The organism is Streptococcus vicugnae, assembly GCF_016461705.1.
Lineage (GTDB): Bacteria > Bacillota > Bacilli > Lactobacillales > Streptococcaceae > Streptococcus > Streptococcus vicugnae.
In genome coordinates, this window is the sequence record NZ_JAEMHW010000002.1 from 364,555 (window position 1) to 379,213 (window position 14,659).

The following is a 14,659-nucleotide window of genomic DNA, read 5'->3' on the forward strand; positions in this document are numbered from 1 at the left end:
TCAGCTTCTTCTATTTATCAAGATTATTTTTTAACGTCTTGTTTGTAGAATTCTTTCAAAGCTTCTTGCCATGTTGGGATAACAAAGCCTGTAGCTTTTGCTTTTTTAAGACTCATTGTTGAGTTAAGTGGACGTTTTGCTTTTGCTGGGAATTGACTTGAATCAACTGGTTTAACCACAACGTCAGTATCTTTCAAGATTTCAACAGCAAAGTCATACCAAGTTGTATCTTCAGCAGCATCATTTGACAAGTGGTAGTAACCAAATTCTTTTTGGTTTTCTGTCAAGTAAGTCATGAATTCAGCCAAAGTACGAGTCCAAGTTGGACGACCGTGTTGGTCATTAACAACTGTCAATGTGTCATGAGTTTTGGCAAGGTTTTGCATTGTGAAAACAAAGTTTTTACCATAGTTACCAAATACCCAAGCTGTACGGATGATGTAGAATTTTTCAGCGTATTTTTCGACAGCTTCTTCACCCAAACGTTTTGTACGACCGTATTCAGTTTGAGGATCTGGAGTATCATCAACTTCCCATTCTTGACCAACTGGTTTTTTACCATCAAAAACATAGTCAGTTGAAATGTAAACAAGAGTTGCACCATATTTTGCTGCAGCTTTAGCCACGATTTCAGTACCTGTTACGTTAATCGCGTAATCAAGTTCTTTACCTTCATCTTCAGCAGCATCAACCGCAGTGTAAGCCGCACAGTGGTATACAAGTGTTGGTTTGACTTGTGCAAACACTTCATCAACTTTTTCAGCATTAGTGATGTCCATTTCTGCAACGTCAACCGCTACATACTCCTCACCACGTTCATCCAAAAGATAACGTAATTCTGTTCCTAATTGCCCATTGGCACCTGTAACTAAAATCATTTTAGCACTCCTCATAATATCTAATTAAAGGCTTTCAAACCTTTTAAATCATTCCCTACTATTTTACACTATTTTTACAAAAAAAGCAGTAATTAATGAGATTGTTCTGGTGTAGTAAATTGGTAACACTATTACTTAATGAGTTAAAATAGGAAAAGTGGCACAAAACACTATCCAAATGAAGTTCATCAAAAGACTGTTTAACTTTATATTTGATTAAACGTTAAAGAGCTTAGCTGCTAAATATGGTATATCTTCAGCCTCAATCTCGAATCAGGTACGTCCTTATCGTAAAGAATACCAGTCAAACCTAAATGAAAAAATCAAATCTTGAACTTATGAAAAAAGTTCGCAAATTACACCAGAAAAAAACTGAATCAGAAATAGCAAATGACTTCTTAAAAAACTGTGTCATTCTTTGCAAAGAGAATCGAATAGAGACATATCATTTTATTGATAATTATAAAGAAAAATAAGTCTTGAGATGTCTATTTCTAAATATGAACATTCATTCTAACGATCATTACAATTATCTCAAGAAAGAAACAAGCGACTATCATTGATAAGAGCAAACTCTTCTTAGTCCAATTCAAATTATTTATCATGAGTACAATGGAAATATCGCTCACAGATTCATGAAAGTTTTTCTAGAAAGACGAGATATCTATCTTTCTAAAACTACCGTTCACAAATATATGAATAAATTACTAAACTTAGTAAGTATTTCTCGAAGAAGGAAATCGAACTATAGAAAGGTAACATTCATAGAGTCTTTCTAAAACTCCTCAAGTGAATCTTTCCCTCAACTGAACCTAATTACATGTGATGTATAGCAGAACTGTTCAATATAACTGTACAATCATTGATTTATATGACCGTAGTGTAGTTGCAAGTAAAAATGTGAAGAAAATTACGGCTGATTTAGCTATTTCCCCTTTAGCAAAGCAACCTTGTGACCAATCAAAGTTCTGATAAATATGTTTAGTTCAAAAGAATTTCTTCATCATTATGCATTTCACAAAATATGAGTCGTCAGGTACTCCATGTGACACACCACAATAGAATGGTATTACAATTCATTAATTTAGCCAATACTGATATGATACTATCGAGGAATTGAAACAAGTTATAAACGAATTTACCTATGTATGGTACAACCAAATCAGATAAAATTCTTATAAAATACCTAACACCTCTAGAAAAACGATTCGAATAATTCTATTTAGCTAATCATGATATAAAAAGATTGCCCCAGGGCAGCTTATTGATATCTAAAAAAATATTATAATTAAATCTTTATAACATTGAAATTTAAAATAGTCTACTTTAATCGCATAAAAAAGAGGAGATTTAATTAATCTCCTCTCATTATTTACTATACCTAAACTGATTAACTAACAATAACACTATTAAAATTTATTTGATTTATAAAATCGATAACCCAAAGCAATAAGAACTAAAGCAGTCCCAATCAATAAATAAATTCCAAAAGTTCCTGTTTTAATAATCGGTATTTGATTTTTTGTTAATTCAGTATTAGTAATTATCATACCGTGTTTTTTTGACATTTTTGTGTAAGTTGCTGCATATCCTTGGGGAACAACTTCTTCAACAGAATATGTAGCGTCAACAAGTAAATTTGAAAAAGTAAATGACCAATTATTACTACTATTTAACTCTGCAGTATCAACGATTCTTCCAGATTTTTTTAATCTAACAATTACACTACTAAGTTCCTTTCCGACCCATTTTTTTTTGACCGTATAAGTCGCCATTGCTGGTAAATTATTTTCTTCTGTTTTAGGATAAACTGTAGTAGGTTGATTAGGTAAGAGCAGTACAACAAAAGGTACACTCTTCCAAAGCTGCTGAATATTCGAGGATTGATTAACCTCCACAACATAATAAACACCTGGCGTCATATTCGAAACTGTTGTTGAACCATTCAAATCCGTCACTTCACTATTATAAAATTCTCCGTCATAGGCCATAGACTTCAACTCTTCAATAGTTTTATCAGCATACTTAAGAACTAAAGCTTTTTGATTATCTACACTTAACTCTTCGGTAGGAGCTATCTTAAATAAACTATAAGAACTCCCAGAAATAGGAACAGCCTGACTTGAGTCTTCACTATTTTTTAATTTTATTATAGTAATAGCAGCATTAGTATCATCTTGAGCATGTACTGGAATAGCAAAAACGTGAAAAATCACTATCAAGGATAATAAACAAAAAACAAAATTCTTCAGACAAGATTGCAGTTTCATACCTAACATCTCTCCTTTTCTCTTCTTCAGTAAAGCGTTCAACAATTGAACGCTTTACTGAAGAGGCAAGAAAATCTTGCCTACCTCATGTTTTCTAAAACAGTTTATTTAGTAACACGACGTTTTACAAATAAACCTACAACTGCTAGAACAACCCCCACCGCAACAACAATAATCGAACCAATACCACCAGTCTGTGGAATAGTAACTTTATTATTCTTTACTTCTTGAGAATCTGATTTTTTAAGCTCAACAGCTGTTGGATCTTCATAATAAGAAGAAGAGTTCACTACAAATTCAATTGGTTGTTGTAAAAGCGCATAATCTTTTGGAGCCTTTGTTTCAACAATCTTATAAGTTGTTTCACCATCTTTTGCAGATTGATTAGCATTTCCATAAGGTAATCCAATAACTTCGAAATAACCATTTTCATCTGACTTGAAGACAGTTGCATTATCTTTAGAAGATATCCATTCGTTCTTAATAACCGCACCATTTGAAACAGTCTGTTTCAAATATCTATCTCCAACTTCGTTTGTTACAACAAATTCAGCACCAGATAGCTTTTCGCTTGTTGCTTTATCCACTTTTTCAAAACGTTTACCACCTGTATGAAGCTCAGGGTTTTCATCTGGAGTATCTTCTTTTTGTTTATCCTCTGAAGGATTTGTACCATAAATTATTTTTACATCATTAGGATTTTCCGCTCCGAGTACAGCATCTTCATTAATTGTTGCATCGTATGAAATAGTAATTTCATCACCAGCTTTTAGAGTAGCAATGTAATCATTAGTGAATGCGACTGTAATTTTTGCTTTTTTTGTTCCTACAGATGGAGCTGTAAGAGTATAGTTGCTTGTATCAATATCTGCACCATTCAATTTGACTTTAAGATTTCCTTGATAGCTTAATCCCTTTGAAAATTCGTCATCAAATTTCAAAACTTTATATTCAGCAATTCCTTCGGGCATTACTGAAGAAACTTTGAAAGTTTTTGTTTCACCAATTAGTGCTGTATCATGTTTGTCAGTTTCATTGACAACTTTATTAATTGTTGGTTTATCAACAGTATTCTTTGGATAAACATGAACAGCATCTTCTCCAGTTGTATACCATCCTCCGTCAGCTTTAAAAACTGGAAGTTCAATTTCAACTGGTACAGCAGCAGAATTAGCAAGCTCTTCATCACCAGATACTTCAGATTTTTCTTTATTTTCAACAATAAAGTATTTACCTGCAGCTAGATTGGTGAATGTGATGTTGCCATCTGCGTCTGTGAGACCTTCTTTGATAACTTCGCCATTAACACTGCCTTTATGCACTTCAAAATAAGCGCCTTGAACAGTATCGGTAGTTCCAAAATAAGCCCCTCTATCAAGTTTTTGACCAGTGTATGCTGTACCATCATTACCAGTTTGTTTTGGCCAACCATCTAAGTTGGACATTTTAACTTTAGTCAAAACAACATCGTATTTGTCGTCAGTACCAGGTGCATTATCCTGGGCAAAGGCAGTCACAGATCCAAGTGCTGAAAATACCAAACTTAGAGCTGCAAAAGTTGTAAACAAGAGTTGGGTAATCTTTTTCATTTTTCCTTCCTCCTAAATTTCCTTTCTATTTTGCATGTAATATAACATTACTGCCATTAATAATATAACTAACCCAATCGAGATAAATGGTAATATACCGATACCACCCGTTACCGGATAGGTAGGATTCACTTTATTCTTGAGAGTCAATGTTACATCGGATGTAGCATTATCATCTGAATATTTTATAAATTTATCATTATCATCACTGATTTCCAAATACTCTTTTGGAACATCTTCTTCGATGTAGTAAGTGTAATAACTTCCACCACTATCACGAACTGGTACTGATTCAGTTATTCTCCAGGTATATTTTCCGTCATTATTTTGACGTTTCAATCTTACTTCTTTATATAACTCACCATTATTAGTTGAGCCATCTGTTGTTCGGTAAAGTTTTACGCTCAAAGATTCTGGTAATTTTTCATTACTTATTTCTTTTCCATCTTTGTTGTACCATTTTTTTTGAATAATTAATTGACTGCTCTCACGATTATTTGTTACACCCAAATGATTATTATCCTTTGTTTGTGATAATTCAATACCATTGTTTAAATAATCCTTAATATAGAAGAAATCAGGAATGGTACTCATATCTTCTTCAATAAAATAGGTATATTTTACACCATTTTCATCTGCTATTGGTAGCCCATCAATTGACTTCTTCCAAGATTTAGTACCATCAGTATCATATAAGAGTTCAACATCTTGTTGAAAAGTAGCATCAACTAAATTACCAACTTTACGCTTTAAAGTCACTTTTATCTTACCAAAATCCTTTGTAGATTCATTATCAATAGCAGCGCCATTTTCTTGCCATTTTTTAGTAATAGTTAGGCCAGTTTTGACTTTTTTATTTGTTACCGTAAAACCAGTCTCCGCAGTTGAATCTCCGCTATAAGAGGGCTGATAATCAGAGGAAATCTCACGTTCCCGAACATCATAATGGATCTCTCTTGCATCCTGAGTAAAGTTTTGACGAATTATCTTTTCCAAAGATTCTTGATCTGGTACCTGCTTGAAGACTGTATTCCAATTATTCTCATCACTCAATGTTTGAGATTGAATAAGTGTTTCTGCTTTTTTTCCATCTGCAGTCCAGACTGCATACAAATCAATAGTCACTGATTCATGGCTATTTTCTTCGTCTTGCCAAACTTTTTGAATTGGAATATCAATATACTTAACGAAATTATTAGTAAAGGCCTCCGTACTAATTGTTGCCCATACATAATTCGTACGTGGAACGCGCTGACTAACTGGACTCCTTTCAAGATTTCCAAGAGTTACAGTGACATGTGTCGTTGCTGAAGTTGTGAAAAGTACAGAGTTAAGCGACCACGTATCGGATCCAGGAACATCATCAATCGACTCACGTCCGGCAACTGTTCCCCAAGGTGTAGTACCCCCATTATAGGCAGTTTGATTACCGTTTGGTCCACCTGCATATGATGTAACAATATTAGAATTTGGAACTACATAAGCACCAGATACAGTTCCCTCAGCTGGTACAACTGATTCAGGCCCATAAGCTGCTGGATTCGGATAATCCCAAGAAGGCTCACGTTGAGGATCCAACGAATTGATAGTGTAATAAGCAGCATTTTTACTATTTAAATCACCCTCAGGCATAAGTATAGCTTGACTTTCGTCACCTCCTCTTGGAACAAACTGCAAGTCAACCTGAAATTTATTAACATTCTGCCAAACCCAACCACCAAATAACAAGTCACTAATTTCAATAAGTGGATAATACTGTGAATAAGCAGAGTAATACTCACTACCATTGTTAATATTGATTGTTCTGTTTTTATAGGGTGTAACCTTAATTGTAGCAATTGCATCTACCAACTGTCCGTCATAATAAGCTGCATCAGTGTATCTAACTTTAACCCACATTCCTGTTGTATCTAACGACAAATCAGATTCGCTCCAACCAGAATTTGGATCTGTTTGATACCCTCTATCAGACCAATTTGAAGGTTTAAATCTCACTAACATCGCTGTTCTGGAACTATTATCCATGGCCTTTCTAATATTAGGATCAAGTCCATAGCCAGTATCTTCAATCCTATAATCACCACCATGAACTCTATTATTTGTCTGTGTTTGATTACCTCCCGATACACGAACATAGCTGTCAACTTGACTACCAACATCTATAATTTCTACTCTAGAAGTTGATGGCATATTTTTAATAATCTGCATATTATTAAAAGGGGCAATGTCACCTTCTGTAATTGTTTCAGGCTGGGTGATACCACGTGAAGCACTTAATAGTTTAGAACGTTTTAACTTTTTGATAGCAATATTGATAACATCTACTTCTTTCCAACTATCATCTATATACTGTTCAAACTTACCATTTGCAGTGATTCTAATTTTTATAGGTTTATCATTATCTTGAAATTGATAGACATCAGATTCTTTCAAATCATAAACTACTCCAACTTCTAAATCAAGTGTCGGAGAGTCTTCTGCACTTACCCAACTTGCCAATGTCATTTCAGGTTCACTCTCCTTATAAAACATAAAGGAAGCAGGATACCAATCTTTTGTATTATCCTCAGCATCATAAACATTTATCTTAGGAAGAGTAACTGTTAAAATCTTCTTTTCTTCAGCCTTAAGTGTATTTTCTTTGTCCGATGAATCATCATTCGTCGTTTTATCGTTTCCAGAATCTATACTTGGTATCATTGACAAAATCAAAGTCCCGGATTTTTCTTCTTTATCCCACTGATTACCATCCGATAAAACAAAAACATCACCGTTCTCATCAATCTTAAATATTTCATCATCAAAAGCATCATATCCTTTAACACTGTTAACTTTAATAAGATACTCTTTGTTAATCTTTAGATTAATATTTTTAATTTCATCACTTGTCGCCCATTTTTCAACAATATTATTACTATCCCTTTCTCGAATCTCAATACCTACATTATTGATATTTTCATCTGTTTTTTTATTTTTTAAGAAAATTGCAACTTCCTTTTCTTGTGATTTTTCTTGTTGAACCACATTTTCTGATTGAGACAATCCCTTGCTACTATCTATTGCATATACAATAGGACATAACAGAACGGAAGAAATTAAAATAATCGAAAGAAAACCCGATATAACTATTTGTTTGCTATCTAATATTTTTTTTAAAAAAAAACTTAAATAAGTAAATTTACAAACGCTCACTCTCTCTTTCATTTTCAACCTCCTTATGGTATTATCCTTCAACTCCTAGCTATATTGTAATACTTTTTTAAAAAAAAGAAAACTAAAACCACAACTTTCTTTTATTATTTATTCATTTTCATCAATCCACCAATTATTTTCTGAAAATTTCATAAGAGTTATGCTTTTTTATTTTTTTACCTACATTTTCTTTTTAAAAACACCCTATTTTATTATTTTATTTGTTTTTCTATATCATTTTTTATAGAATGAGGTGTGAAGATAGGAGTTGACGAGGAGGTATAAAAGTGAAAAAGATTATAAGGGTTTTAACATCGTTTATCATTATTCTTGGTATATTAATCATCTGTTATCCTGTTGTTAGCCAAATTTACTATAATATTATTAACAAACAAGAAATCATTGACTTCAATTCTGGCTCTAAGGCTTTATCAGAATCAGAAATTTCTAATCGTATTGCCTTAGCAAGAGACTATAATAAATCTTTACGAAACATTACCATTACAGATCCATATACTAGAGAAAAGATAGAAAAAGGACTAAAAGAATATGCTAGAATGCTAGAAATCAATGAAAAAATTGGAAGTATTTCTATTCCAGCTATTGGTGTTAATCTTCCGATTTTTGCAGGTACCTCTGAAAATGTTCTTCAAAAAGGTGTCGGTCATCTTGAAGGAACTAGTCTTCCAATCGGTGGTAAAAATACTCATGCTGTCTTAACTGCACATACAGGGCTTCCCAAAAATCGTTTATTTACAGATTTAAACAAAGTAAAAATAGGTAATAAGTTTTTTATTACTAATATTAAGGAAGTCATAGCATATCAAGTTGATTCTATCACCGTAATTAAACCTACACAAATTGATAAATTAGCTATCATACCCGGGAAAGACTATGTAACTCTCTTAACTTGCACACCTTACATGATTAATTCTCATCGCCTTCTCGTTAGAGGACACCGTGTTCCTTATCATCCAAAAGATAAGGAAGCGAATTTAAGAACAGCAATTTTTAATATTCCAATACTATATTTTGCTATTAGTTTTATTATTCTTATCCTCTCATTTGTTCTTTTTAAAATGAAATTAAAAAGACTATCAGCAAAAGATAGGAGGATGGCATGAAGCAACCAATTAAATTCGGAAAATTTCTTTATCGTGTTTTAATCACCATTGGCTTATTTACTATTTTTTTTCCTTTCGCAAGTCAAACCTACTATCAATATATTTCTAAACAAGAGACAAATCAATTTGAAGAAGAGTGTAAAAAAGTAAATCCTTATGAAATACGACACCGTATTGAATTAGCTAAAGCTTATAATCGAACTCTTTCACCTGCAAAATTAGGTGACCCATTTACAAATAAAGAAAAAGCTGGGATTGCTGAATATGCTCGAATGATTCAATTACAAGAAAAAATTGGTTACATTACTATTCCTAAAATCAATCAAAAAATCCCTATTAGAGCAGGAACTAGTGAAAACGTTTTACAAAAAGGTGCTGGTCACCTTGAAGGAACTAGTCTTCCAATCGGGGGTAAAGGTACACATACAGTTATTACGGCTCACCGTGGGCTTCCAACTGCACGTCTTTTTACAGATCTCAATAAATTAAAGATCGGAGATTTTTTCTATATTACTAATATCAAAGAGACGTTAGCTTATAAGGTTGATCAAATATTAATAGTTGAACCTGATGATTTTACACCGATTCTAGTAGATGATTATCATGATTATGCAACACTATTAACTTGTACACCCTATATGATAAATTCACATCGATTATTAGTTCGTGGAGAACGTATCAATTTACCAAAAAGAAAAGTCGCTAAAGATAGTCAGATTAATTTCTTTAGTCAATATAAATGGTTTATCGTTATCATATCACTATTTCTTTTGGGAATTATTGTTTATTTGATTTGTCGACTAATATGTAAAAAAGGAAGAAAGCTATGAAAAAGAAAAAAATATTTGGACTCAGTCTCTTACTAATTGGTCTAATAATCTTAAGTTATCCGTTCGTATTAATGGTTCACTATGATATCGCACAACTAGAAACTAATCAAGCGTTTATCACTTACCAAGAGAATAGTCAAGTAAATCTCAAAAGAATTTATAGTGCCATAAAAGAAACAACTATCTCTACTCCTATACGGGATGTTTTTACGGAAAAAAAAAAGAATGGACAAAATGGTCCATACTCTACTGTGCTTGATACAAATAAAGTATGGGGACAAATTGTCATTCCTTCTTTAGGACAACGTTTTGATTTATACCTTGATGCTGATTATAACAAATTGACTAAAGGTGTCGCCACTTTAGTAGGAACAGGTGCACCTTTGGGAATTAAAGGACAACGTCCTATTATTGCAGGTCATAGGATTACTTACAACAATATGTCTTTTAATTTTATTCCAGAATTAAAAAAGGGGGATAAAATCTTTATCATTTTTTTAAACCAAACATTAATCTATTCGGTTTACAGTAAAGAGATAATTGATGAATATGATAGCAATAAACTGAAACCAATCTCAGGTCAAGACACTATTACTCTAATGACCTGTACTAATGCTCCACAGTATAATCAACGCTATCTTGTTAATGCAAAAAGAGTAGAAACAACCTACCAAGTACCACAAAAAACAATTAATAAAACATCTATTTTAAATGTCATCACAAGTAAGGATAATTCTACATTATTTAAAATCAAACGTTCTTCTCCATATCTTATACTTATCCTAAGTTTTTCCCTATTAGTTTATTTTGGAAAAAAGTTCTACCAGCTGGTGAAACAACTAAAAGAATAGTTCTCTATGCTACATACTATTCTTTTCCACTATCATATAGAGATCATAGCTACACTAGATTATCCCCCTCCTAAGTGCAATTATTGCAAGGGAAAGCAAATTAAATACGACTTCCAAAAGCCTTCTAAGATTCCATTTATTGTGATAAACGGACTGCCTAGTCTCATTCGTTTAAAAGAGAAAATTTCAATACAAAGACTACCGTAAAGTGACCGTATCGAAACAAACATTGTCAAGAAAAACTGTCAAATCTCTGAGCTAGTGAAGCAGAAAACAGCTCAACTCTTACTTAATCGAGAACCTTTAACGCACATCGCTGAAAAACTTGCCATCTCTACCTCAACTGTGTATCGTAAGCTTAAACAATTTCAGTTCAAGGATAACTTTTCAACCTTATCTGAAGTACTGTCTTGGGATGAATTCTCTTATCAAAAAGGAAAACTAGCTTTTATTGCTCAAGACTATAACACGAAGAAAATCATTACGATCCTTGATAACAGACGACAAACAACCATTCGCAATCACTTTTTCAAATACTCTAAAGAAGCTCAAAAGGAGTGAAAATCGTTACTATGGACATGTCTGGTAATTACATCCCTTTAATCATGTTGCTTCGCTCTCCAGTTTCTAGGCTCAGGCTGAAACAGTCTATTCCTAGACTGTTTCACTCCCAAACGCTAAAATTGTTCTTGACCGTTTTCACATTGTCCAACACATGACAGAGCACTAAAACAGACACGTATTCAAATAATGAAACAATTTGAGCAATCTCTTGAATATCGTGTTCTAAAATATTACTGGAAACTCATTCAAAAGGATAGTCGAAAACTATCGCATATTGCTTTTTATTCAAGGACTTTCAGAGAAACGTTAACGCCTAAAGAGTGTTTAGACAAGATTTTTAAACACGTTCCGCAATTTAAAAAATACTACAACCTTTATCAATTACTTCTTTTCCACTTACAAGAAAAAAATATCGAACAATTTTTTGGATTAATTCAGGAAGCTTTACCTCAACTTAATCATCCTTTTCTAATGTCAAACTTGAAGCAACCAACAAGCTCATCAAAAATATTAAACGAAACGCTTTTGGTTACAGGAACTTTGACAACTTTAAAAAACGCATTTACCTCACTTTGAAAAGCAAAAAAGCGAGAACATCATTTGTTCTCGCTAGAGCTTAACTTTGCCACCCACTACAGTTGACAAAGAGCCATTTATTTTTATTCATAAGCTTTGTAGGCTGAAATGTGTAAATCTGAACGATTTGAAAAGTGCTGAAGCTCCGATAAAAGACTTTCAAAGCGACTATCTTCCATTAATGGATTTTGTCCATAAATAAGAAGAAAAATTGGTTCTGTTGGCTCACTCGTTAAGTTTCCTTCGTCATCAAATGTTTCTTCGTCACGTTCTTCCAAATCTTCTAAGATTTTTTCCATAAGAACTAGAATATCTGATATTTCATCAAAAGCACCCTCAAAACGATCAAATGCATTGTAAAATTTGATTTCACGTTTTAAATCATCTTGAGCATCTGCAACATAAATCATCCCTTTATGGTCAAAAAGATAATGACGGAATTGCTTGATAGCAGCCTCACGACTAATTTCTGTAAGCTCCAGCTCTGACTCTTCCTCATCAAGAAGCGTAGCAAGAGGGGTATCAGACACATTCTTTGTCTCTTTAAACTCTTCTTCGACCTCAGCTACCGATTCGGTAGCATCCGCAACTTCAGGCTGAACACTAGCAACCTCTTCTTCAACATCATTATAGGGCTCTTCCTCGTCAACCTCTGGCTCAACTGATTGCGGTTCAACTACAAGCTCATCTTCTTTATTCTCAAGGATAGGAGCATCTCGGATATCTTTGTCTTTATCAACTTCAAGACTCTGTTCTGATTTTCTAGGGGTCAAGGCATCAATTTTAGCCAATAATTCGGCTTTTTTCGTTTCTCTTTTTTGATATTCTACCGCTTGCAAAGGGTCAACTAAAATAGGGTATTCTGATTCTTCCTTGATTGATAAATTGGTAATTCGAATTGAAGAAAAACATCAATCAGCACGCCAAAAACACGCTGGCGCTTATCACCAAGAATCGCTTGAAAAACAGATTTTGACTCACAGATTTCTAAAACATTATCAATCCCACGAATCCAATTACCGACAATATCCAAAGAATGATTCATCAATCTGAAAGATGCTTCATCATACCAAAATGTTGATTTAATCAATTTTTCTTGCTTAGAAAGCGCTTCAACAGCCGCCAAAATTTCACCCAATTCTGATTGAACCACATACGGCGAAAAAGACGTCCCCAACAATGACGGAGTCTTTTCAACCAAAACAATCTCATCTCTGAAAAGTGTCAAGTAATGAATACTAACAAGTAACTTCTGAATCAACAATCGATGATTATTTGAATTAGTATTTTCCATCACTTCCACCACTACCTTTATCTATCAATATTACAATTTTATTACAATCTGTTACTACTAATAAAACATATGCTTGGAAAAAGAGAAGGAAGTTAGCAAAGAAAGACAAAAAACGAACGATGATAAGTAAGAGATGATTCTACTAATTAAAATCACAAGAAAAGTAATTCCCATATAATATATACAAAATACACTTAGAAAAGAGCTTAGCAAGTGTAAAAGTAATATAATTGGAAGTTAAGTTCTATCGTTACTTTCTAGAAATTAGATGATTAAAAATATTAAAATCAAAAGAAAAGGACTCCTTGTCGAAGTCCAGTCTAAAAAGTTGACTGCTTTGTTAATCCGTTTCAATTACACACCTTTGATTATAAAGTGCGCCAAGTTGAAAAAAATAAAGCTATTTGGCAACCTATTTCTTTAAGGCTGAAGATAAATAATGACCTTCTCTGATTCTTTTACCTACTACTTTAGTATTATCAATAAGTTTTTCGTATTCTTTACTACTCATCGCATCAATCTTATCAGATAAATCATAAAGACTTTCTACAACAATACCACATTCATTTTTTAGTACAAAATCAGCCATTGCTGATTGTTTCCATACAACTAATGGAAACTCCGAAGCTAAATATAGTGAAGCCTTATGTGAATTGTTGTACTTGAGATACTGACCAAAAACACCGCTACAAGTAGTAGATTCAGGACCATCCCAAACCAAACCAAATGCTCCTTCTAACTTAGAAGGAAGCTCATCTGGCAAAAATGAACCTTTATATGAAATATTTTGACTTCCAGCTTTTTCATCATAACCTACTCCATATAGATTAAAATCAATATTTTCAGGTAAATTATACAAATAGCCTGATTTTGATTTAATAAGATTTCCAGCTACAATAAATGTTTTAGAAAAATTTTTCTTCGTTTTATCTAAATGGAAATTTGGAATTAAATAATCAAAAATTTCTAAAGTAACTAAATTATCAGGTGAAAAACCTCTTTCAACCAAGGTTTGTTGCATCTTCGTATTATGCACAATAACTTTATCAGCTTTATTCAAACTAAATTTTTCTTGAATATTTAATCTAATTCTCTGTTTTAATGTAATTTTTGAATCTGAAGAAAGGATTCGGAGACTTTCTAAATCATGAATCAAGAATTTCACTGTTACATTTTTCTTATTCAATGCGGTTAATAATTGAGGAAGAAAAATTGTATGATAGATTAATGGAAATTGAATAACAATTTCATCATTAGGCTTTAAAATCGAGAATGTCGATTTAAGAGTGTCATATTTCTTTTTATGAGATTTCAAGGTCGATAATTTATCCAAATCGCTAATGCTCACCTTTAGGGGACTATAACCCTCATTAGTTAGAATTTCATTTGCGTCATCTCTTGCCTTATTACCAGCATTTTTTTTATTATATGTATAAAGAATTTCTTCACTTAGATAATATTTCATCTAAAACCTTTCTTTTTAAACTTAAT

General features: G+C 32.8%; 9 protein-coding genes and 2 pseudogenes. 5 read left to right on the plus strand and 6 right to left on the minus strand.

Going from position 1 to position 14,659, the window contains the following annotated elements:
* Nucleotides 1–23 precede the first annotated feature (23 nt).
* Nucleotides 24–878, minus strand: coding sequence for a dTDP-4-dehydrorhamnose reductase (gene rfbD / locus JG537_RS05410; protein ID WP_199544190.1), 855 nt, complete (start codon nucleotides 876–878; stop codon nucleotides 24–26).
* A gap of 825 nt (nucleotides 879–1,703) precedes the next feature.
* Here rfbD and JG537_RS05415 point away from each other — a divergent pair.
* A complete protein-coding gene (locus tag JG537_RS05415; RefSeq protein WP_199544191.1) occupies nucleotides 1,704–1,850 on the plus strand; it encodes a hypothetical protein in 147 nt (48 codons plus the stop codon).
* A gap of 437 nt (nucleotides 1,851–2,287) precedes the next feature.
* Here the strand turns inward: JG537_RS05415 and JG537_RS05420 are convergent, their stop codons facing one another.
* From JG537_RS05420 to JG537_RS05430, 3 genes are all read right to left on the minus strand, one after another.
* The gene (locus tag JG537_RS05420) at nucleotides 2,288–3,148 is read right to left on the minus strand and encodes a Cna B-type domain-containing protein (protein WP_199544192.1); all 861 of its coding nucleotides are present in this window, start codon (nucleotides 3,146–3,148) and stop codon (nucleotides 2,288–2,290) included.
* Between the two features lie 104 nt (nucleotides 3,149–3,252).
* The gene (locus JG537_RS05425) at nucleotides 3,253–4,737 is read right to left on the minus strand and encodes a SpaH/EbpB family LPXTG-anchored major pilin (protein ID WP_199544193.1); all 1,485 of its coding nucleotides are present in this window, start codon (nucleotides 4,735–4,737) and stop codon (nucleotides 3,253–3,255) included.
* Nucleotides 4,738–4,749: 12 nt separating this feature from the next.
* Complete coding sequence (locus tag JG537_RS05430) at nucleotides 4,750–7,941, minus strand: Cna B-type domain-containing protein (RefSeq protein WP_199544195.1); 3,192 nt, start codon at nucleotides 7,939–7,941, stop codon at nucleotides 4,750–4,752.
* Nucleotides 7,942–8,216: 275 nt separating this feature from the next.
* Here JG537_RS05430 and JG537_RS05435 point away from each other — a divergent pair, with 275 nt between their 5' ends.
* The 4 genes and pseudogenes from JG537_RS05435 (at nucleotide 8,217) to JG537_RS05450 (ending at nucleotide 11,918) form a co-directional block, all read left to right on the plus strand.
* A complete protein-coding gene (locus JG537_RS05435; protein WP_199544197.1) occupies nucleotides 8,217–9,053 on the plus strand; it encodes a class C sortase in 837 nt (278 codons plus the stop codon).
* Nucleotides 9,050–9,883, plus strand: coding sequence for a class C sortase (locus tag JG537_RS05440; RefSeq protein WP_199544199.1), 834 nt, complete (start codon nucleotides 9,050–9,052; stop codon nucleotides 9,881–9,883). The genes JG537_RS05435 and JG537_RS05440 overlap by 4 nt, the downstream gene beginning before the upstream one ends.
* Entirely contained in the window at nucleotides 9,880–10,734 is an 855-nt protein-coding gene (locus JG537_RS05445; protein ID WP_199544200.1) for a class C sortase, read from the plus strand. Before JG537_RS05440 ends, JG537_RS05445 begins: the two co-directional genes overlap by 4 nt.
* Before the next feature lie 6 nt (nucleotides 10,735–10,740).
* Nucleotides 10,741–11,918 (plus strand): annotated as a pseudogene (locus JG537_RS05450) (transposase).
* Between the two features lie 39 nt (nucleotides 11,919–11,957).
* Here the strand turns inward: JG537_RS05450 and JG537_RS05455 are convergent.
* Both JG537_RS05455 and JG537_RS05460 read right to left on the minus strand, forming a co-directional pair.
* Nucleotides 11,958–13,168 (minus strand): annotated as a pseudogene (locus JG537_RS05455) (hypothetical protein).
* Between the two features lie 412 nt (nucleotides 13,169–13,580).
* Nucleotides 13,581–14,633 carry a glycosyltransferase gene (locus JG537_RS05460; RefSeq protein ID WP_199544202.1) on the minus strand — a complete coding sequence of 351 codons (1,053 nt, stop codon included), beginning with the start codon at nucleotides 14,631–14,633 and terminating at the stop codon, nucleotides 13,581–13,583.
* Between the last annotated feature and the right edge of the window lie 26 nt (nucleotides 14,634–14,659).

What these genes read in the sequence shown, in the direction of transcription:
- rfbD (WP_199544190.1), bottom strand. Translation starts at nt 878, where the DNA reads ATGATTTTAGTTACAGGTGCCAATGGGCAATTAGGAACAGAATTACGT.
- JG537_RS05415 (WP_199544191.1), top strand. Translation starts at nt 1,704, where the DNA reads ATGTATAGCAGAACTGTTCAATATAACTGTACAATCATTGATTTATAT.
- JG537_RS05420 (WP_199544192.1), bottom strand. Translation starts at nt 3,148, where the DNA reads ATGAAACTGCAATCTTGTCTGAAGAATTTTGTTTTTTGTTTATTATCC.
- JG537_RS05425 (WP_199544193.1), bottom strand. Translation starts at nt 4,737, where the DNA reads ATGAAAAAGATTACCCAACTCTTGTTTACAACTTTTGCAGCTCTAAGT.
- JG537_RS05430 (WP_199544195.1), bottom strand. Translation starts at nt 7,941, where the DNA reads ATGAAAGAGAGAGTGAGCGTTTGTAAATTTACTTATTTAAGTTTTTTT.
- JG537_RS05440 (WP_199544199.1), top strand. Translation starts at nt 9,050, where the DNA reads ATGAAGCAACCAATTAAATTCGGAAAATTTCTTTATCGTGTTTTAATC.
- JG537_RS05445 (WP_199544200.1), top strand. Translation starts at nt 9,880, where the DNA reads ATGAAAAAGAAAAAAATATTTGGACTCAGTCTCTTACTAATTGGTCTA.
- JG537_RS05460 (WP_199544202.1), bottom strand. Translation starts at nt 14,633, where the DNA reads ATGAAATATTATCTAAGTGAAGAAATTCTTTATACATATAATAAAAAA.